Below are 19,824 nucleotides of genomic sequence, written 5' to 3'. Positions count from 1 at the left end.
CCCATCGGACACCGAGAGTTCTCAACGGCTGCCGCGCCGCCTTCCCCAGCGTGACGACGTGGGCGCACGGTGAGCCACCCGCCGACAAACGTCAGGCGTCAGGAGTCCTCTTCAGCCGTCATCTTTCAGGCTTCTGGCACGACGTGGCGCACGGGCATCCACCCCGGCAGCGCTTCCACCTGCCGCGTCCACGCCTCCGGAGGAGTCCCCGCCTCACCGGACGCGAGTATTCCGCCCACGATGGCGCAGGTCGTGTCGACATCGCCGCCGACCTGCGCGGTGGTCCAGAACGCCGTCTCGTAGTCACCGAGGGCGCGCGCCGCCGACCAGACCGCGAAGGGGACGGTGTCATGGGCCGACGTCCGCCTCCCGCAGCCCAGCACCGCCGCGACGGTGGCCGCGTCGGCGTAGTCGAGCATGTCCCTGGCCCGCCGCAGACCGGCACCGACGGCGCTCTTCGGAACGAGGGCGACGACACCGTCCAGAAGCGCCTCGGCGCTGGGCGGCCCTCCCGGGGCGCCGACCAGCGCGGCGGCCGCGGCGACGGCCATGGCCCCGACCACGGCCTCCCGGTGCTGATGAGTGGGGTAGGCGGAGATCTCGGCCTGGTGGGTCGCCTGCTCGGGATCGTCCGCGTACCAGGCTCCCAGCGGGGCGACGCGCATGGCGGCGCCGTTGCCCCAGGACCCCTGCCCGTTGAACAGGGCGGCCGACAGCTCACGCCAGTCGGCGCCTTCCCTGACCAGCCTCAGCAGCCGGTTGACCGCGGGACCGTACCCGCGGTCGAAGTCGTGGTGCTGCGCGAAGGACTGCGCCAGTGCGTCCTGGTCGATGCGGCCGTGGGCGGCCAGGACGGCCACGACGGAGCAGGCCATCTCGGTGTCGTCGGTCCACTGCCAGGGGCCGGGCGGCAGCGCGCGCCGCTGGAGCAGCGGATAGTTCACCGGCACGAAGAACTGTGAGCCCAGCGCGTCGCCCAGGGCGAGGCCCCGCAGGCTGGCCAGCGCGCGCTCCAGGCGCCGGTCGGGAGAGGAGTCAGCGGTCATCGCTCTGCCACTCTATCCGGTGATCCCGTACGGTTCCGGATCTCGCCAGCGGTTGAAGGGCCGGTCGAGCGTGTACCTGTCGTCGTCCCCGAGAACGAGCATCCGCATCTCGGCGTTGCCCGGATTCGCGAGGGACTCGAATTCCGCGACCGTCCAGTGGAACCAGCGCATGCAGAACAGCCGCATCGCGAGGCCGTGGGTCACGATGAGCACGTTCGGCGGGTGATCGGGGGCCTCGAAGCTGCGGAAGAGGCTCTCCAGGAAGCCGCCGACCCGGTCGTAGACGTCGGCGCCGCTCTCGCCCTGGGCGAAACGGTAGAAGAAGTGCCCGTAGGCGTCCCGGTAGGTCTTCTGCAGCCGAACGTCGTCGCGGTCCTGCCAGTTTCCCCAGTCCTGCTCGCGCAGCCGGGGCTCTTCGCGTACCCGTATGAGCTCGGGGTCCAGGTGGAAGGCCCGGAGCGTCTCATGCGTACGCCTGTAGGGGGAGACGTACACGCTGACCCGCTCGTGGCCGAACACCTCCCGCAGGGTCTTTCCCGTCTCCTCGGCCTGCTGCCAGCCTCGCTCGGTCAGGGCCAGTGCATGATCGGGTTCACGCTCGTAGACGGTGTCATCAACATTGCCCGTTGACTCCCCGTGCCGGACAAGGACGATGCGCCGTGGTCGTGCCATGCCAAAACCCTAGATCGGGTGACGGCCGACTGAGCACTCGTACGGCCTGCATACAGCGTAGGTCACACGAAACCCGCAACAGAAAGCGCATACAGCACACGATCGACGAGTCCGAGGCCTCCGACGAGTCCCTCCGTGAGTCCGGTTTTCAGACCGTCCAGGTCGACTCGAGTTCGACGATGTCACCGGTGAGGGCGGATATGTCCGCCTCCGTCTGGGCGCGCAGCGCGAGCCGCTCCACGCGTTCAGTTCGGTACTTTCCGTGTTCGGCCGCCGAGCGCCACATCGAGAGCACCATGAACTCGTGCCCGGGCGCCTCGGCGAACAGCCCCCGGATCATGCCGGGCGAGCCGGCCATGGCGGGGTTCCACACCTTCTCCTGCATGAGGGTGAAGTGCTCGGCGCGTTCCTCGTGGACCCGGCAGAGGGCCACCCGCAGCAGGTCGGAGTCGGTGAAGCGCGGCTCGAAGCCCGTCTTCACGTCGAAGCGGTAGTCGAACAGCCGCACCTGGGCGTCCTTGAACGTGCCTGACTGAGTCGCCGCAAGCCGGTCATGGGAACGTGCCATGAAGGAGTCGTAGAAGGCACGGCTCTCCCAGAACGCGAAGACATGCGCGACGGAGGGCCGCCCCCTGCTCCAGCCCCCGCCCTGCCCCCGGAACCCCGGCTCCCCCAGAAGCCCCGCCCACTTTCGCTGTCCCCGTTCGAAACCGCGGCGGTCCACCACGGTGCAGCGAATCCACTTGACCAGCACCGCGCCATCGTACGGCCAGTGGGCGTGGCGTTGGTCACCCTCGTTCACAGAGCGACGCTGCGATGGCGCACACGCGCGTGGCAGGATGGACAACCGGCCCTGAAAGTCGGCGGGTTCGGGGCGATATCAGACGGGGAAACGGGGAGGGAAATCCGGTGAGCGGCCTCAACAAGGGAATCCGCAAGGTCGAGATGGCGCTGAAGTGGGACCCGAGTCCGACGGGGCAGCCACCCACCGACCTGGACATCGTGGCCGCGACCTACCTGGAGAGCGATCCGCATGGCGCCCCTGCCTATGTGGTGCACTTCGACAGTCGCTCCCCCGACGGAACGATCTACCTGAACCGGGACAGCAAGGACGGCAAGGGCTTCGGCTGGGACGAGGTGATGACGCTGGAGCTCGACCGCCTGGACGCGCGGTACGCGCGCGTGGTCGTCGGCGTCGTCATCCAGCAGAACCCGGAGCACCGGACGTTCGTCGGTGTGCTCAATCCCGCCTTCCGGATAAGGGAGGGCTACACCGTCCTGGACGAGGACGACTTCGCCGGCGTCCTCGGCGCGACCGCGGCGACCGTCGGGGAGTTCCTGCGCGAGTCGTCCGACGGATGGTCGTTCCACTCCGGCGTCCAGGGCTTCGAGGACGACCCGGCGACGTTCACGAGGACCATGGGCCAGGTGCGCCACTCCTGAAGGCGCGGAGGACGCCACCGACGCCTCGCGGACGGTGGAACCTCCGGAAAACACCGAGGGCGGTGGAGCCGGGAACCGGCTCCACCGCCCTTTGTCAGGTCATCGCGACCTGACCGGCACGGCAGGGATCAGCTGCAACCGCTGGTCGAACCGCAGCCCTCGCAGATGTAGCAGGAACCGGCCCGCTGCATCTTCGTACCGCAGGAGAAGCACAGCGGGGCGTCGGCCTGGATGCCCAGCTGCATCTCCACCAGCTCGGCGCTGGTGTGAGCCTGCTTCGGGGCGGGCTCGATCACCTCGACGTCGGCCTTGGGAGCGGCCACGGCCTTCAGGTCCGTCTGACGCGGAGCGGACTGCGCGAGCCCCTCGACGTCCACGTTCTCCTCCTCGAAGGTCGGCTCGTACGAACCGGTCTCCAGGTGACGCTGACGCTCCTCGGCGGAGTGGATGCCGAGCGCGGAACGCGTCTCGAAGGGCAGGAAGTCGAGCGCCAGGCGGCGGAAGATGTAGTCGACGATCGACTGCGCCATCCGCACGTCCGGGTCGTCGGTCATGCCGGCCGGCTCGAAGCGCATGTTGGTGAACTTCGAGACGTACGTCTCCAGCGGCACGCCGTACTGGAGACCGACGGAGACCGCGATGGAGAAGGCGTCCATCATCCCGGCGAGGGTCGAACCCTGCTTGGACATCTTCAGGAAGACCTCGCCGAGACCGTCGTCCGGGTAGGAGTTGGCGGTCATGTAGCCCTCGGCGCCACCGACCGTGAAGGAGGTCGTGATGCCGGGCCGGCCCTTGGGCAGACGCTTGCGGACCGGGCGGTACTCGATGACCTTCTCGACCGCGGTGCGGATCGTCTCCTCGGCCTTCTCGGTGATCTCGGTCTTCTCCTTCTCCTTGGTCTTCGCGGAGAGGGGCTGACCGACCTTGCAGTTGTCGCGGTAGATCGCGAGCGCCTTGACGCCGAGCTTCCAGGCCTCGAAGTAGATCTCCTCGACCTCCTCGACGGTCGCCGTCTCCGGCATGTTGACCGTCTTGGAGATGGCTCCGGAGATCCAGGGCTGGATCGCGGCCATCATGCGAACGTGGCCCATCGGGGAGATGGCGCGCTCGCCCATGGCGCAGTCGAACACCTCGTAGTGCTCCGGCTTGAGGCTGGGGGCGTCGATCACGTTGCCGTTGTCGGCGATGTGGGCGACGATCGCCTCGATCTGCTCCTCCTGGTAACCCAGGCGGCGCAGGGCCTGCGGAACGGTGCCGTTGACGATCTGCATCGAGCCGCCGCCGACCAGCTTCTTGAACTTGACCAGGGCGAGGTCGGGCTCGACGCCGGTGGTGTCGCAGGACATCGCCAGACCGATGGTGCCGGTCGGGGCGAGCACGGACGCCTGGGAGTTACGGAAACCGTTCTTCTCACCGAGCCGCAGCACGTCCTGCCAGGCCTCCGTGGCGGCGGCCCAGACCGGGGAGTCCAGGTCGTCCATGCGGACGGCCGTCCCGTTGGCGTCGGAGTGCTGCTTCATGACGCGGTTGTGGGCGTCGGCGTTGCGGGCGTAGCCGTCGTACGTGCCGACGACGGAGGCCAGTTCGGCGGAGCGGCGGTAGGCCGTGCCCGTCATCAGGGAGGTGATGGCGCCGGCCAGCGAGCGGCCGCCGTCGGAGTCGTAGGCGTGGCCGGTGGCCATCAGCAGGGCGCCGAGGTTGGCGTAGCCGATGCCGAGCTGGCGGAACGCGCGCGTGTTCTCGCCGATCTTCTGGGTCGGGAAGTCCGCGAAGCAGATGGAGATGTCCATCGCGGTGATGACGAGCTCGACGACCTTCTGGAAGCGGTCGGCCTCGAAGGACTGGTTGCCCTTGCTGTCGTCCTTGAGGAACTTCATCAGGTTCAGCGAGGCGAGGTTGCAGGACGTGTTGTCCAGGTGCATGTACTCGCTGCACGGGTTCGACGCGGTGATCCGGCCGGACTCGGGGCAGGTGTGCCAGTTGTTGATCACACCGTCGTACTGGATGCCCGGGTCGGCACAGGCCCACGCGGCCTCGGCGAGCTTGCGGAACAGCGCCTTGGCGTCGACCTTCTCGATGATCTCGCCGGTCATACGGGCGCGCAGGCCGAACTCGGTGCCGTTCTCGACGGCCGTCATGAACTCGTCGTTCACGCGGACGCTGTTGTTGGCGTTCTGGTACTGGACGGACGTGATGTCGTCGCCGCCCAGGTCCATGTCGAAGCCCGCGTCGCGCAGGGCGCGGATCTTCTCCTCCTCCTTCACCTTGGTGGCGATGAAGTCCTCGACGTCCGGGTGGTCCACGTCGAGGACGACCATCTTGGCCGCACGACGGGTGGCGCCACCGGACTTGATGGTGCCGGCGGAGGCGTCGGCACCACGCATGAAGGAGACCGGTCCCGAGGCGTTGCCGCCGGAGGAGAGGAGCTCCTTGGAGGAGCGGATGCGGGAGAGGTTCAGGCCGGCGCCGGAGCCGCCCTTGAAGATCATGCCCTCTTCCTTGTACCAGTCGAGGATCGACTCCATGGAGTCGTCGACGGCCAGGATGAAGCAGGCGGAGACCTGCTGGGGCTGCGGCGTACCGACGTTGAACCAGACGGGGCTGTTGAAGCTGAAGATCTGGTGCAGGAGGGCGTACGCCAGCTCGTGCTCGAAGATCTCGGCGTCGGCGGGCGAGGCGAAGTACTTGTGGTCCTCACCGGCCTTCCGGTACGTCTTCACGATGCGGTCGATCAGCTGCCTGAGGCCGGTCTCGCGCTGCGGGGTGCCGACGGCACCGCGGAAGTACTTGCTGGTGACGATGTTGACCGCGTTCACCGACCAGAAGTCGGGGAACTCGACGCCACGCTGCTCGAAATTGACCGAGCCGTCGCGCCAGTTGGTCATGACGACGTCACGACGCTCCCAGGCCACCTCGTCGTAAGGGTGCACGCCGGGGGTCGTGTGGATGCGCTCGATGCGCAGGCCCTTGGTGGTCTTGGTGCCCTTGGCTCGGGAACCTCGTGCCGGACCGCTCGCCGTCTCTGTCATGCCGCCTCCCTCTACGGGCGAAAACGCCCAAAAATGCCACGTTTGTTCCCGTGACACGGTGTTCTGTCTTGTGCTGTGGGCCCCACGCGCTATCACCCACAGCAGGTCTTGGTCCGCCGCCGCCCGGCCGTCCCCGGACTCGAAACCCCGGTTCCGGTCCGCGGTCAGTCGGCGGCGTGGGCGGGCTCGGGGACCTGCACGGTCCCTCCGGGCCCGCTTTCGTCTTCCCGACTCCCCACTACAGTCCCTGCATCGCCCGCACGGTCGTCGTCGTCCGCGGCGGGGCGTGCCGTCTGGTCCCTGAGTTCCGCGATGGCGGCCTCGAAGTCCTCGAGCGAGTCGAACGCCCGGTAGACGGAGGCGAATCGCAGATACGCGACGAGGTCGAGCTCCTGCAACGGGCCGAGTATGGCCAGCCCCACGTCATGGGTGGTCAACTCGGCGCTTCCGGTGGCCCGGACCGCCTCCTCGACCCGCTGGCCGAGCTGAGCCAGCGCGTCCTCGGTGACAGGCCGCCCCTGACATGCCTTGCGCACGCCGTTGATGACCTTGATACGGCTGAAGGGCTCGGTGACCCCGGACCGCTTCACCACCATGAGCGAGCACGTCTCCACGGTCGTGAAACGACGGGAGCAGTCAGGGCACTGGCGGCGCCTGCGGATCGACGTGCCGTCATCCGTCGTACGGCTGTCGACGACACGGCTGTCGGGGTGCCTACAGAAGGGGCAGTGCATGAACTCCAACCCTCCTCACAGCAGACTCAATGGCCTCGCCGGACCTCACGGGCCCCTCGAAGCAGCCCCAAGCATAGGCGATCCATGAGCATCCGAAGACACCGGGGACCACAACTTCTGGGCCGCTGGTGCAATCCAACCACTACATATGGGGGCTTGGCCCATACATCCAGGCTGCGACGCGTGTCGCGTCCGACGCCTTCACCCCTCGCGATCCCGCCGTCACACCCAGCACCCGAAAACCACCCGCGCACGCGCGCGTGCACCCGTATCGGCGCGCCGGATACGGCGATACCGTGGGCGCCGCAGGGAGGAGAGGTGGGACTCTCGCGCAGAGCGGGGCCAATTCCCGGTCTGCGGGGCGCCGGATGGCAGACTGAGGCCACACCTCACAAGGTCATCCGTCTCGGCGGTGAAGAGTACAACAATGAGCCCTTTTGTCCGCCGGGCGGCATGTTAGCCATACACCCAGACACATGATCAAGTCAGGCTATCCACGCTTTTTCACTCGAACGTGTGTTTGGCGCAACCTTTCGAAAGCAACTACCGTTGTCCAGCAGGGAGACAATCGAGAGGGGCCGACGTGACCACCACCGCAGACAGTGCCACCATCACTGCCCAGGACCGCTCCCAGGGCCGACTCGAGCCGGTGCATGCGATGAACGAAGCCATGAATCCCGAGGGACACAAGCGCTCTCTGCCTGGGCGACCTCCAGGCATCCGCGCCGACAGCTCGGGACTCACCGACCGGCAGCGCCGAGTGATCGAGGTCATCAGGGACTCCGTACAGCGGCGCGGCTACCCGCCGTCCATGCGGGAGATCGGTCAGGCGGTCGGCCTGTCCAGCACGTCCTCGGTCGCCCACCAGCTGATGGCACTGGAGCGGAAGGGCTTCCTGCGCCGCGACCCGCACCGGCCGCGCGCCTACGAGGTGCGAGGTTCCGACCAGGCCAGCTCCGTGCAGCCCACGGACACCGCCGGCAAGCCCGCCGCGTCGTACGTCCCGCTGGTCGGACGCATCGCCGCCGGTGGCCCGATCCTCGCCGAGGAGTCGGTCGAGGACGTCTTCCCCCTCCCGAGGCAGTTGGTGGGTGACGGCGAGCTGTTCGTCCTGAAGGTCGTCGGTGACTCGATGATCGAGGCCGCGATCTGCGACGGCGACTGGGTCACCGTCCGCCGTCAGCCCGTCGCCGAGAACGGCGACATCGTGGCGGCGATGCTGGACGGCGAGGCCACCGTCAAGCGTTTCAAGCGCGAGGACGGCCATGTCTGGCTCCTCCCGCACAACGCGGCCTACGAGCCGATCCCGGGCGACGACGCGACCATCCTCGGCAAGGTGGTGGCCGTACTCCGCCGCGTCTGAGTACGGCGGTGGACGGGACGCCTTCGTCCGCCCCCTGAGACTGGGCCCCGGGATCCCTGCGCCGGTTCCGGGGCCCTGTGCTGTGCCCGATCAGCCGTGCACCCGATCAGTCGTGAAGGAAAGGAGGGGGCCGTCCCGGAAGCGGGACGGCCCCCTCCTTCACTGTGCCTCCGCCTGCTTGGCCACCGCGTCGATCGCCGCGAGCGACCTGCGGACCTGATTGCGGTCCGTCGTGTACCAGAAGTCCGGCAGGGACGCCTTCAGGTAGCTCCCGTAGCGGGCCGTCGCCAGCCGCTGGTCCAGTACGGCGACCACACCGCGGTCCCCCGACGCCCGTACGAGTCGTCCCGCCCCCTGGGCCATCAACAGCGCCGCATGGGTGGCCGCGACGGCCATGAAGCCGTTTCCACCGGAATCCTCCACCGCTTTCTGGCGGGCGCTCATCAGGGGATCGTCCGGGCGCGGGAACGGGATCTTGTCCATGACGACCAGCTGGCAGCTGGGACCGGGGACGTCGACGCCCTGCCAGAGCGACAGCGTGCCGAAGAGGCACGTCTGCGGATCCGCCGCGAAGTTCTTGATCAGCTCACCGAGTGTCTCCTCGCCCTGGAGGAGGATCGGGAACTCGGGGACACGCGTGCGCAGTTCCTCGGCGGCGAGCTGCGCGGCCCGCATGGAGGAGAACAGGCCGAGCGTGCGTCCGCCGGCCGCCTGGATCAGCTCGGTCAGTTCGTCCAGCATGTCGCCGCGGTCGCCGTCCCGCGCGGGACGCGACAGGTGTTTGGCCACATAGAGGATGCCCTGCTTGGGGTAGTCGAAGGGCGACCCCACGTCGATGCCCTTCCACTGCGGGACGTCCTCGCCCTCGGTGCCCTCCGGCGCCAGCCCCATCGAGGCGCCCACACCGTTGAAGTCCCCGCCCAGTTTCAGGGTCGCCGAGGCCAGGGTCACGGAGCGGTCGGCGAAGAGCTTCTCCCGCAGCAGGCCCGACACGGACATGGGCGCGACACGCACGGAGGCGCCGAAACGGTCGTGCCGCTCGTACCAGACGACGTCGTACTCGGAGCCGTCGACGATCCGCTCCGCCACGTCGTGCACGCTCTCCACGGATGCCAGAGCCTGCTTGCGGACCGCGTCCTCGTCCTGGACGGACTTGTCGCGGGTCGCGCCGATCCCCGAGATGACGGTCCGCGCGGCGTCGCGCAGCGCCATGAGGGCATACCCGAGATCCTCCGGGACCTCCTCCAGCCGGCCGGGCAGCGCCAGCTCCATGAGCCGCTCGAAGCCCTCGGCAGCGGTCTGCAGCTGGTCGGCGGCCTTTTCGTTGACGAGCTTCGCCGCCCGGCGCACGGCCCGGTTGACCTGGCCGGGAGTGAGCTCGCCGGTGGCCACACCGGTGACCCGCGAGACCAGCTCGTGCGCCTCGTCGACGATCAGCACCTCGTGCTGCGGAAGGACCGGCGCACCCTCGATGGCGTCGATGGCGAGCAGCGCGTGGTTGGTGACGACGACCTCGGCGAGCTTGGCGCGCTCACGGGCCATCTCCGCGAAGCACTCCGCGCCGTAGGCGCACTTCGTGGCTCCCAGGCACTCCCGGGAGGACACCGACACCTGCGCCCAGGCCCGGTCGGAGACACCCGGCGTGAGGTCGTCCCGGTCGCCGGACTCGGTCTCGTCCGACCAGTCCCGCAGCCGGAGCAGATCCTGGCCCAGCTTGCTCGTGGGTGCGGCCGCCTCGAACTGGTCGAAGAGGCCCTCCTCCTCGTCCTGCGGGACACCTTCATGGAGTCGGTGCAGGCACAGGTAGTTCGACCTGCCCTTGAGCATCGCGAACTCGGGGCGGCGACGCAGCAGCGGATGCAGCGCGTCGACCGTACGCGGCAGGTCCCGCTCCACGAGCTGGCGCTGGAGGGCCAGCGTGGCGGTCGCGACCACGACGCGCTCCCCGTGCGCGAGTGCGGGCACGAGGTAGCCGAGCGACTTACCGGTGCCGGTGCCGGCCTGGACCAGCAGATGGGATCCGTCGTCGATCGCCTCGGCGACGGCTTCGGCCATGGTCACCTGGCCGGGGCGCTCCGTGCCGCCGACAGCGGTGACGGCAGCGTGCAGGAGTTCGGGGAGTGAGGGCTTCGTCATAGCGCGACCACCCTACGGCGCGGCACTGACAAACGTGTGGTCAAGGCGGACGGGAGGGAAGGGATCAAGACGGTGGGTCTCTCGGTGGAGGTGGGGAAGCCGGGCTTCGGCGGGGTCGGGAACCGATGGGCCGCGACGGGCGTTCCAGATGTGACGGCTCGATCACTCAGCGTCATGACGGATCACCCGGGACCCGGTCCCGCACCATGAGGGCGGCCCGCTTGGTGGGCAGGTCGACCTCCGCGAGGAACCGGAATCCCGCGCTCAGGAAGGTGGCGATGGACGGAATGTTGCGAACGTCGGGTTCGGCGACGACGCGGGCACAAGCGGGCCTCCTGTCGAGGATCAGGTCGGCGACGGCTCCGAGCAGACGGCTGCCAAGGCCTCGCCCGCGGTCGGCGCCACCGCCGATGAGCAGGTGGACGCCTGTGTCGTGCGGTCGGGCCGGGTAGCGGCACGCCAGCGGGTCGAGATCCGCCCGGTAGATCTCCCAGTAGCTCATCGGCCGGCCCTCCAGCACCCCGAGGCAGGGGATGCTGCGGCCGTCGCCGTCGAGTTGACGGCGCAGGTGTCGCGCCGTCCTGGATTCGGGTCCCGCCAGTTCCCAGAACGCCGCGACGACGGGGTCGTTCATCCACCGGCAGACGAGCGGGAGGTCCCTCTCGACCCGTACGGGGACCAGGTGGAACGCACCCGCCGAGGTGGCGGCGGGCCCCCAGCCGCCGACGCTGTCGAGCAGGTCGGAGGCGGCGGGCAGAGTACGGCGGCTGTCGGAGGCTGTCTCGACGGGAGCCACGGCAGCTCCTCTCGGCAGGTCGGGCGGGATGTGTTCCTCGGAGGAGGGCAGGGTTCGGTGCCGGTGAAGCGACGGCTCAGGAGCACAGGGGGTTGGCGATGGTGACGTAGACGGACTGGGTGTCCACGGGACCGACGAGTTCGTCGAGCCCGTGCAACCGGGTGAGCAGATTGGCCTTGCAGCGCAGGCGGGGCGAGTCGAGCAGTCGGGCGGGCAGCGAGCCGCGCAGTCGGCGGGGGCCGGAGGCGGCGTCGGCGAGAAAGCGCCGGAAGGCGGCGAGCAGCAGCTGCTCGTCGGCGATGCGCTGGGAACCGAACGCGCCGATGAGTCCGAGCACGTTGTTGATGCCCAGGTAGTAGGCGAAGCGCTCGTCGGTGACGTCGTCGGACACGAAGGTGTCGCTGTGTTCGCCGATGCCGGGCAGCCGGGCCTCGAGTTCCGCGCGGCTGGACTCGCGGAAGTAGTAGCCCTGGTTGTCGCGGTAACGGCCGCCGGTGGGCCAGCCGTCGGGGTCCAGGAGGAGGAGCGTGTTCTGCTGATGCGCCTCCAGGGCGATCCCTGCCTCACCGTCGAGCCACAGGACGGGGCGGACGACCTGCTCCAGGTAGCGCAGGAACCACTCGGCGGCGACAGCCGACAGCGGCCGGCCCGTCCGTGCGGCGAGGTGCCCGACGATCGCGGTCAGCCGGGAGCGGTGGGCGAAAGCCGTGTCCGGCCGGGGTGCGACGAGACCGGCGATGCAGGACACGTCGTCCTCCGGGGCGAACGGATTGTGGCGGATCATCACGTCGAGGCCCGTCAGCGGGAGGCCGTCCGCACCGTCGACCGCGAGCCAGGCCGGATCTCGGACGATGTCGAAGTCCGGGTGGGCAGCCTGCCACTGCTGGGCCAGGCCGGCACGCAGAAGCCGGTGCACCTCGACACCACGGTGGAGTTCTTTGCGGAGGTTCTCACGACGGGAGTTGGTGATGCGCAGACCGAGCGACAGTTTGAGCATCGCAGGGGCTCCGGTCCGATGCACTGTGCGTACGGAGGAGGTCGGATGCCACGAAGGGCCATGGGCGCCCAGGTCCTGGAGGAGTCCGGCGTCGAACAGGGCCTCGACCTCGGGGCGGTGCCGGACCTCGCGCAGTTGCCAGGGGTGCACCGGCAGCGCGGCGAAGCCGGTAGGCAACGGCAGCCCGGCGCCGCCGAGTCGGGCCGTCAACCGGGCGGCGGGGACGGGACGGCCACCTTCGGTCCAGGCGGAGTCGGTGGCGACCACGCAAGGAGAGACAGCGAGCCAGCGAAGGGGGAAGGAGCCACGCGACTCCGGTGAGCAGAGACGCGCTTCGCCCTCCGAGAGGCCTTCCCTGCTCTTCGGCGTCGGGTGCAGCGGATGCCCGAGCAGCAGTGCCTGTTCGGCGGTCAGGAACAGGTCGGGTCGGTCGTCGGAGCGTTTGCGGCGCTCACCGATGAACGCCGCGGTGCGGCGGACGGAGTCGGCGACGCGGGCGACGAGGTCGACGCCTTCGCCACTGCTCCTGTTCGTGTGCGCGGGACAGGGCTTCGGCGCGGCAGCGGTGGCGCGCTCCACCGGGAGGGCGCCCACGTGGGCCACTACGGCGGCTTCGGTGGTTCCGTCGGACGGGCCACCGTCCCGGAGCGCCTCGCGGACCAGCAGGGCCGCGACCGTGACGGCGTCCGCGGGCGGGGAGTGCTCGGGTGCGCCGGCCAGGCGCGGGAGGCCGAAGCGGTGCCAGCCGGTCGGCGACCAGTAGTGGACGGGGGCGAGCAAGGTGAGGCCGCTGGCGGGCAGCGGCACGCGCAGGACGCCGTCGTGGGGTGCGGGCAGGCCCGTCTCGCGCACCCAGCAGCGCAGCAGGTTCTCCACGGCAGCCGCGTCGGCCGCGGTGTTCGGATCGGGGTGGTCCAGGAGATCGGCGGCGGGGCTCGGCGATGCCGACTGGACGGCGTCGCCCTGCTGGTGGGGGACGGGGGACGTGCGGGAGGTGGACTGGTGGGAGGAGGTGGTCAAGGTCGTTCCTCGTGAAGTGGTGGGGTCGGCCGCGAGCAGGCCGTGGTGCGGAGCCCGCGCGGGTCGCGTGGGCGGCGCACACCGATGGAGGGGTCGGCAGCGGTGCCGCCGGCGTCCGCGGGCCCGGGGGTACGCCGGCGGTTTCCCGGGGCTACCCCGTCCACCCGGCATGACCGTCCTGGCCCCGGTCCGGCCCCGGCGGCCGGCCTGGCCGGTCCAGTGGCTGGGGTGGGTGCTGGGATCGGCGCTCCGGCCGGTGCCGGCGCTCGGGCTGACGGTTCGGCTGATCTGGCACCCTCGGGCCCGCACCGCGCAGGTGGCTGCGGGACACCGCCGCCATCGCGTCCGACAACCGGTCGAGCACCGCGGCGGCCTGCTCGTCGGTGATCGTCAAGGGCGGAAGCAGCCGGACGACGCTGGCGTGACGCCCGCCGAGTTCGACGATCAGGCCCCGCCGCAGGCACTCCCGTCGGACAGCGGCGGCCAGCGCGGGGGCGGCGGGGCAGGGGGCGCGCCCGGGAGCCGAAGGCGGCGTCGGGCGGGGCGTGACGCCATGGGCCCGGACACCGTCGGCCGACGCGCCGGGCTCGTCACCGGTCCGCACGCCCGCCTGCGGGGCGCCGGACCCGCTTCCGCCTTCGGGGTCCACCATCTCGACCCCGATCATCAGCCCGCGACCCCGCACATCCCCCATGCACGGGAACTCCTGTGCGAGGAGGCGGAGTTGGCCCAGCATGCGGCCTCCCAGGGTGGCCGCGCGTTCGGCGAGACGGTTCTCGCGGACGTAGGCGAGGGTGGCCGTACCGGCGGCCATGGCGAGCTGGTTGCCGCGGAACGTGCCCGCGTGGGCACCGGGTTGCCAGACGTCGAGGGCGTCACGGTAGACGACGACAGCGAGTGGCAGGCTGCCTCCGATGGCCTTCGACAGGACCATCACGTCGGGGACGACCCCGCTGTGCTCCACCGCCCAGAAGGCACCGGTCCGGCCCACGCCCGTCTGGACCTCGTCGGCGATCAGGGGGATCGAGCGCTCGGCCGTGATCTGCCGCATACGCCGCATCCACCCGTCCGGCGCGGGAATCACACCGCCCTCGCCCTGGACCGGTTCGAGGATCATCCCGGCGGGCTGCCGCACCCCCGACTTGGGATCGTCGAGGACGGACTCGGTCCAGCGGGCGGCGAGTTCGGCGCCGCGCTCGCCGCCGACGCCGAAGGGACAGCGGTAGTCCTGCGGATAGGGCAGCCGCGCCACCCGCACGTCGAAGGCACCCCCGGAGGCTTCGAGGGATCCGGCGGTCATCCCGTGGTAGGCACCGGTGAAGGCCAGGACACCGGAGCGGCCGGTGGCGGCCCGGACCAGCTTGAGGGCGGCCTCGACGGCGTCCGTACCGGCCGGTCCGCAGAACTGCACGCGCGCGTGGTCGGCGAGACCGGGCGGCAGTGTCCGGAACAGTTCGGTGACGAAGGCGTCCTTGACCGGGGTGGCGAGATCGAGGACGTGCAGGGGTGCCCCAGAATCGAGGACCTTGCGGACGGCTTCCAGCACGACGGGATGGTTGTGGCCGAGCGCGAGGGTTCCGGCACCCGAGAGACAGTCGAGGTACCGTCGGCCGTCCGCGCCCTCGATGGTCAGCCCGCGCGCCCGTACCGGCACGATCGGCAGGGCCCGCGCATAGGTGCGCGCCGCGGACTCGCGAGCCGACTGACGCCGCAGGATCCCCTCGTGCGCGGGCCGGCCATCCGTCCGGCTCACCGTGGCGGCCGTTCCGGCGACGAGGGCTCCCGCGACGGAGGATCCGGCGACGGGCGATCCGGCGTCCGAGGCTGCGTCGGGGCGAGTTCCGGTGGCATGCCCCGGGGGGACCTCCTCGGGTACTGGCTCGGTCACGGCCACGCCTCCCCTGTCCTCCCGCCCGTCGAAGGGCGAGCACACACAGCAGCCCTCATCGCTACCAACACCGGACGGCCGTGCTGGTTACGGGTCGTTACGAGAATGACCGTGCCCACGTCGGCGCCGGGGCTCGCCCCGCGTCGCCCACCGCGGTCCCGCTCCTGGCCGGTTCCGTCTGCGGTCTGTGGCGGAACAGTTGCCATTCGGTCGGGAGTCCCTCGCGGCGACCGCATATCGTGTGGTGGCATCACACATGGCCGTGAGACCCGCTTGAACTCGGTGTGAGATCACCATGAGTTCCGCTCGGCGGGGCGGCCGGTACTTCAAGTTCGTTGACAGCAGGGGGAGTCAGATCATGCGATCCATACGGCCGTCGTTCACCGCTCGGCGGGGGAGGAACGCGCGCCGCAGAACCTCCCCCGTACTGGGCGCCGTGGCCCTCGCCTCGGTGCTCGCGCTCACCGCGACCGCCTGTGATTCGGGCGACACCGACGCGGACAACCAGGCCGGCGCGACGGCGTCGACCGGCAGCGACGGCAAGATCACGATCCCGGACGACATCAAGGACAGGCTCAAAGAGCACGGGATCGACCTCGACAAGTGGAAGAACGGCGCCTGGAAGAACTGGGACAAGGACGACTGGCTGCGTGAGGCGCAGGACTACGTCAACCCGATCATCGAGGGGCTGTGGGACCCGGACCGGATGCGGGAGGCCGAGGACCCGGACCGGAGCGTCGACGAGAACGACCTCTCCGGCGACCAGGGCGTGACCGACCCGACGCCGCAGGAGGTGGACGCGAAGGCCGTTTCGCCCTCGTACCACGAGAACGCCGCCGAGGCGGGCAAGGTGCTCTTCGACTCCCCCGAGGGCACGATGGTCTGCTCGGCGACGGTCGTGAAGGACCCCGCTCACCCCGGAAAGTCCAACCTGGTCTGGACGGCCGGCCACTGTGTGCACGCCGGCAAGGGCGGCGGCTGGTACCGCAACATCGCGTTCGTGCCGTCGTACAACGACTCGGGCATGTCGGCCGGGCAGTTGGAGACGGCCACCAAGGAGCAGGTGGCCCCCTACGGGGTCTGGTGGGGCGACTGGACGAAGACGTCCGACCAGTGGATCGCGCAGGGCGGGGAGACCGGCGGTGACGGTGCCTCGTACGACTACGCCGTCATCCATGTGACGCCGGAGGAGGGCGGTACGGGCAAGTCCCTCGAGGAGACGGTCGGTTCGGCCCTCCCGGTGAACTTCAACGCCCCGGCGGTGCCGAAGGTGAGCAGCATCACCGCGACCGGCTACCCGGCCGCGGCACCGTACGACGGGCAGAAGCTCTACCAGTGCCAGGACAAGCCGGGACGGTTCTCGCTGAGTTCCTCGGACCCGACGATGTACCGCATCGGCTGCACCATGACCGGCGGGTCGTCGGGCGGCGGCTGGGTCGCGGCGGGGGCGGACGGGAAGCCCGCGCTGGTGTCCAACACCTCGATCGGCCCGGTGAACGCGGGGTGGCTCGCGGGACCGCGGCTGGGTGACGTGGCCAAGGGTGTGTACGACTCGGTGAGCGACAAGTTCGCCGGTCAGTAGCTTGATCGGCGGTGGGACGCCTGACGGGAACCTTCACCGTCCCACCGCCGTTCGTCCCGAATTCCACGGGCATGATGGGGTGTTGCCTGTGAGCGAGCGCGGCGTCGACCCGACACCATGCCTGTCAGGCTCATGACACTCCAGGTCGGCTCGGACGTTCAACGATCCGCCCGCTTCACCTTCACACGCTTCACGTTCATACGCTTCAACGGGGGACATCGCACCATGCGTTTCGCACGTACGCCCGTCGCGCGCCCACACGGGCGACGGCGCACCCTGCTCGCGGCCGGACTCGTCACCGCCCTGGCTCTGTCGGCGACCGCGTGCAGCGGCTCCGACGACACCAGGGCCGACGCCACCGCCTCCGGGACGGCCACCGGCTCCGGTGACGGCAAGGCCCAGGTCCCGGCCGACATCGCCGACAAGCTCGAGAAGCACGGCGTCGACGTCGACAAGTGGGCCGACGGCGGCTGGCAGGACTGGGACAAGGACAAGTGGCTCAGCGCGGCCAAGGACTTCGTCAATCCGGTGATCGAGGGACTGTGGAAGCCCGAGCGGATGCAGTCCGCGAAGGAGGCGGACAAGACCGTCACCACCAAGGACGCCGCCGCCGACCAGGGCGTCAGCGACCCGGACCCGACGGCCGTCAAGGCGGAGGCCGAGAAGACGCCGTACCACGAGAACGCGGCCCCGGTCGGCAAGGTCTTCTTCGACTCGCCGGAGGGCACGATGGTCTGCTCCGGCACGGTCGTCAAGGACGTGAACCACCCGGGCAGGTCCAACCTCGTGTGGACGGCCGGGCACTGTGTGCACGCCGGGGGCGACGGCGGCTGGTACCGCAACCTCGTCTTCGTCCCGGCCTACAACGACCTCGGCCGGACGGAGGCCCAGCTCGGCGACGCCACCGCGTCGGAGATCGCCCCCTACGGCAACTGGTGGGCCGACTGGGCGTCGACGTCGAACGAGTGGATCGCCGGCGGCTCGGACACGGGCGGCGCGGGAGCCGCGTACGACTACGCCGTGCTGCACGTGACGCCGGAGCAGGGCTCCAAGTCGCTGGAGGAGACGGTCGGCGGAGCGCTGGACGTGGACTTCTCCGCGCCGTCCGCGACCGAGGTCACCGCGATGGGCGCCTGGGGCTATCCGGCGGCACCGCCCTACAACGGGCTGAAGATGTTCAAGTGCCTCGACCGGCCGGGGCGGTTCTCACTCGACCCGTCGCTGCCGACGATGTACCGCATCGGCTGCACGATGACCGGCGGGTCGTCCGGCGGCGGCTGGTTCCGGGTGGTGGGCGGCAGGACCGAGCTGGTCTCCAACACCTCGATCGGCCCGGCCGACAACAGCTGGCTGGCCGGGCCTCAGCTCGGCCAGGAGGCCGAGGCGCTCTACCAGAACATGAGCAGGACGTACGGCGGTCGGTGAGCCGGGCACACCGAAGGCCCGCTCCCTGCTCGACGCAGGGGGCGGGCCTTCGGGCGTGGTGCGGGCCGCGACGGCTCAGCCGAGCGGAGCCGGTACGTACGGCGCGAGGTCCGCCGCCAGCTCCTCGTGCACCCGCACCTTCAGCAGGGTGCCCTCCGCCGTGTGCTCCGCGGAGATCACCTCGCCCTCGGTGTGGGCGCGGGCGACCAGGCCCCCGTGGGTGTACGGCACGAGCGCCTCCACCTCGACCGAAGGCCGCGGCAGCTCGTTGTCGATCAGTGCGAGCAGCTCGTCGATGCCCTGGCCGGTGCGGGCCGAGACCGCGATGGAGCGCTTCTCGATCCGCATGAGCCGCTGGAGCGTCAGCGGGTCGGCCGCGTCCGCCTTGTTGATCACGACGATCTCGGGCACGCCGGTGGCGCCGACGTCCCGGACCACCTCGCGTACGGCGGCCAGCTGCTCCTCCGGGTTCGGATGCGAGCCATCCACCACGTGCAGGATCAGGTCGGACTCGCCGACCTCTTCCATGGTGGAGCGGAACGCCTCGACCAGGTGGTGCGGCAGGTGCCGGACGAAGCCGACCGTGTCCGCCAGCGTGTACAGGCGGCCGCTCGGCGTCTCCGCCCGGCGCACGGTCGGGTCCAGGGTCGCGAACAGGGCGTTCTCGACCAGGACGCCCGCGCCCGTGAGGCGGTTGAGCAGCGACGACTTGCCGGCGTTGGTGTAGCCCGCGATGGCGACGGACGGCACCTTGTGGCGCTTGCGCTCCTGTCGCTTGATCTCGCGGCCGGTCTTCATGTCCGCGATCTCACGGCGCATCTTCGCCATCTTCTCGCGGATCCGGCGCCGGTCCGTCTCGATCTTGGTCTCACCGGGGCCACGGGTGGCGAGGCCGCCGCCCTTGCCGCCGCCCATCTGACGGGACAGCGACTGACCCCAGCCGCGCAGCCTCGGCAGCATGTACTGCATCTGCGCGAGCGCGACCTGCGCCTTGCCCTCTCGGGACTTGGCGTGCTGGGCGAAGATGTCCAGGATCAGGGCCGTACGGTCGATGACCTTGACCTTGACGACGTCCTCGAGGTGGATCAGCTGGCCCGGGCTGAGCTCACCGTCGCAGATCACGGTGTCCGCGCCCGTCTCGAGCACGATGTCGCGCAGCTCCTGGGCCTTGCCGGAGCCGATGTAGGTGGCCGCGTCGGGCTTGTCACGGCGCTGGATGACGCCGTCGAGCACCAGCGCGCCCGCCGTCTCCGCGAGGGCGGCCAGCTCCGCGAGGGAGTTGTCCGCGTCCTGCGCGGTTCCCGTGGTCCACACACCGACGAGCACGACCCGCTCCAGGCGGAGCTGGCGGTACTCGACCTCGGTGACGTCCTCGAGTTCGGTGGAGAGACCTGCCACGCGGCGCAGGGCCGCGCGCTCGGAGCGGTCGAACTGATCGCCGTCCCGGTCTCCGTCGATCTCGTGGCTCCAGGCGACGTCCTCTTCCATCAGGGCATCGGCCCGGAGACCTTCGGGGTAGGCGTTCGGCACGCGCTGGGTGTCCTGGGAAGGGGAAGAAGAGGAGGTCATTGGGTCCTTACGTCGTTGGATGCCGGTACGGCTGCCTTCATGGTGGACAACGCGCGAGGGCACCGGGAGATTCCCGTGTCCCGCGCTGCACCGACCTCACGATGGTCGCACGGTACGGCCCGTC

General features: G+C 69.9%; 14 protein-coding genes. 4 read left to right on the top strand and 10 right to left on the bottom strand.

Annotated elements, in window-relative coordinates:
* Positions 1-125: 125 nt before the first annotated feature.
* The 3 genes from OG736_RS32090 to OG736_RS32080 form a co-directional block, all read right to left on the bottom strand.
* Complete coding sequence (locus tag OG736_RS32090) at positions 126-1,046, bottom strand: ADP-ribosylglycohydrolase family protein (RefSeq protein WP_327185459.1); 921 nt, start codon at positions 1,044-1,046, stop codon at positions 126-128.
* Positions 1,047-1,058: 12 nt separating this feature from the next.
* A complete protein-coding gene (locus OG736_RS32085) occupies positions 1,059-1,718 on the bottom strand; it encodes a histidine phosphatase family protein (RefSeq protein WP_054243670.1) in 660 nt (219 codons plus the stop codon).
* Between the two features lie 148 nt (positions 1,719-1,866).
* On the bottom strand, positions 1,867-2,472 hold the full coding sequence (locus OG736_RS32080; protein ID WP_327185458.1) for a YdbC family protein: 606 nt from the start codon (positions 2,470-2,472) through the stop codon (positions 1,867-1,869).
* Positions 2,473-2,627: 155 nt separating this feature from the next.
* Here OG736_RS32080 and OG736_RS32075 point away from each other — a divergent pair, with 155 nt between their 5' ends.
* Positions 2,628-3,161 carry a TerD family protein gene (locus OG736_RS32075; protein ID WP_054243672.1) on the top strand — a complete coding sequence of 178 codons (534 nt, stop codon included), beginning with the start codon at positions 2,628-2,630 and terminating at the stop codon, positions 3,159-3,161.
* A gap of 128 nt (positions 3,162-3,289) precedes the next feature.
* Here the strand turns inward: OG736_RS32075 and OG736_RS32070 are convergent, their stop codons facing one another.
* Complete coding sequence (locus OG736_RS32070) at positions 3,290-6,190, bottom strand: vitamin B12-dependent ribonucleotide reductase (protein WP_327185457.1); 2,901 nt, start codon at positions 6,188-6,190, stop codon at positions 3,290-3,292.
* Between the two features lie 164 nt (positions 6,191-6,354).
* Positions 6,355-6,924, bottom strand: a complete 570-nt coding sequence (gene nrdR / locus OG736_RS32065) for a transcriptional regulator NrdR (RefSeq protein ID WP_327185456.1) — start codon at positions 6,922-6,924, stop codon at positions 6,355-6,357.
* Positions 6,925-7,507: 583 nt separating this feature from the next.
* Between nrdR and lexA the strand changes: the two genes are divergently transcribed.
* The gene (lexA, locus tag OG736_RS32060) at positions 7,508-8,287 is read left to right on the top strand and encodes a transcriptional repressor LexA (RefSeq protein ID WP_028806029.1); all 780 of its coding nucleotides are present in this window, start codon (positions 7,508-7,510) and stop codon (positions 8,285-8,287) included.
* A gap of 159 nt (positions 8,288-8,446) precedes the next feature.
* Here lexA and OG736_RS32055 read toward each other — a convergent pair whose 3' ends face one another.
* The 4 genes from OG736_RS32055 to OG736_RS32040 form a co-directional block, all read right to left on the bottom strand.
* Positions 8,447-10,423 (bottom strand): ATP-dependent DNA helicase, encoded by a 1,977-nt coding sequence (locus tag OG736_RS32055; protein WP_327185455.1) that lies wholly within the window; start codon positions 10,421-10,423, stop codon positions 8,447-8,449.
* A gap of 172 nt (positions 10,424-10,595) precedes the next feature.
* Entirely contained in the window at positions 10,596-11,390 is a 795-nt protein-coding gene (locus OG736_RS32050; RefSeq protein ID WP_442817200.1) for a GNAT family N-acetyltransferase, read from the bottom strand.
* Positions 11,296-13,236 (bottom strand): IucA/IucC family protein, encoded by a 1,941-nt coding sequence (locus tag OG736_RS32045; protein ID WP_442817099.1) that lies wholly within the window; start codon positions 13,234-13,236, stop codon positions 11,296-11,298. Before OG736_RS32045 ends, OG736_RS32050 begins: the two co-directional genes overlap by 95 nt.
* Positions 13,237-13,387: 151 nt before the next feature.
* Entirely contained in the window at positions 13,388-14,989 is a 1,602-nt protein-coding gene (locus tag OG736_RS32040) for a diaminobutyrate--2-oxoglutarate transaminase family protein (protein ID WP_327187761.1), read from the bottom strand.
* A gap of 493 nt (positions 14,990-15,482) precedes the next feature.
* On the opposite strand from OG736_RS32040, the gene OG736_RS32035 reads away from it, so the two are divergent.
* On the top strand, positions 15,483-16,706 hold the full coding sequence (locus OG736_RS32035; protein ID WP_327185454.1) for a trypsin-like serine peptidase: 1,224 nt from the start codon (positions 15,483-15,485) through the stop codon (positions 16,704-16,706).
* 225 nt (positions 16,707-16,931) lie between these two features.
* On the top strand, positions 16,932-18,131 hold the full coding sequence (locus OG736_RS32030; RefSeq protein ID WP_327185453.1) for a trypsin-like serine peptidase: 1,200 nt from the start codon (positions 16,932-16,934) through the stop codon (positions 18,129-18,131).
* 75 nt (positions 18,132-18,206) lie between these two features.
* Here the strand turns inward: OG736_RS32030 and hflX are convergent, their stop codons facing one another.
* Positions 18,207-19,700 (bottom strand): GTPase HflX, encoded by a 1,494-nt coding sequence (hflX, locus tag OG736_RS32025; RefSeq protein WP_327185452.1) that lies wholly within the window; start codon positions 19,698-19,700, stop codon positions 18,207-18,209.
* Positions 19,701-19,824: the final 124 nt, after the last annotated feature.

Source organism: Streptomyces sp. NBC_01334 (assembly GCF_035983595.1).
GTDB lineage: Bacteria > Actinomycetota > Actinomycetes > Streptomycetales > Streptomycetaceae > Streptomyces > Streptomyces coriariae.
Note: the sequence above shows the minus strand (reverse complement) of the source record. Positions and strands in the feature narration are given on the sequence as shown.

Coding starts and splice junctions, on each gene's coding strand:
- OG736_RS32090 (WP_327185459.1), bottom strand. CDS start 1,046: ATGACCGCTGACTCCTCTCCCGACCGGCGCCTGGAGCGCGCGCTGGCC.
- OG736_RS32085 (WP_054243670.1), bottom strand. CDS start 1,718: ATGGCACGACCACGGCGCATCGTCCTTGTCCGGCACGGGGAGTCAACG.
- OG736_RS32070 (WP_327185457.1), bottom strand. CDS start 6,190: ATGACAGAGACGGCGAGCGGTCCGGCACGAGGTTCCCGAGCCAAGGGC.
- nrdR (WP_327185456.1), bottom strand. CDS start 6,924: ATGCACTGCCCCTTCTGTAGGCACCCCGACAGCCGTGTCGTCGACAGC.
- OG736_RS32055 (WP_327185455.1), bottom strand. CDS start 10,423: ATGACGAAGCCCTCACTCCCCGAACTCCTGCACGCTGCCGTCACCGCT.
- OG736_RS32035 (WP_327185454.1), top strand. CDS start 15,483: ATGCGATCCATACGGCCGTCGTTCACCGCTCGGCGGGGGAGGAACGCG.
- OG736_RS32030 (WP_327185453.1), top strand. CDS start 16,932: ATGCGTTTCGCACGTACGCCCGTCGCGCGCCCACACGGGCGACGGCGC.
- hflX (WP_327185452.1), bottom strand. CDS start 19,700: ATGACCTCCTCTTCTTCCCCTTCCCAGGACACCCAGCGCGTGCCGAAC.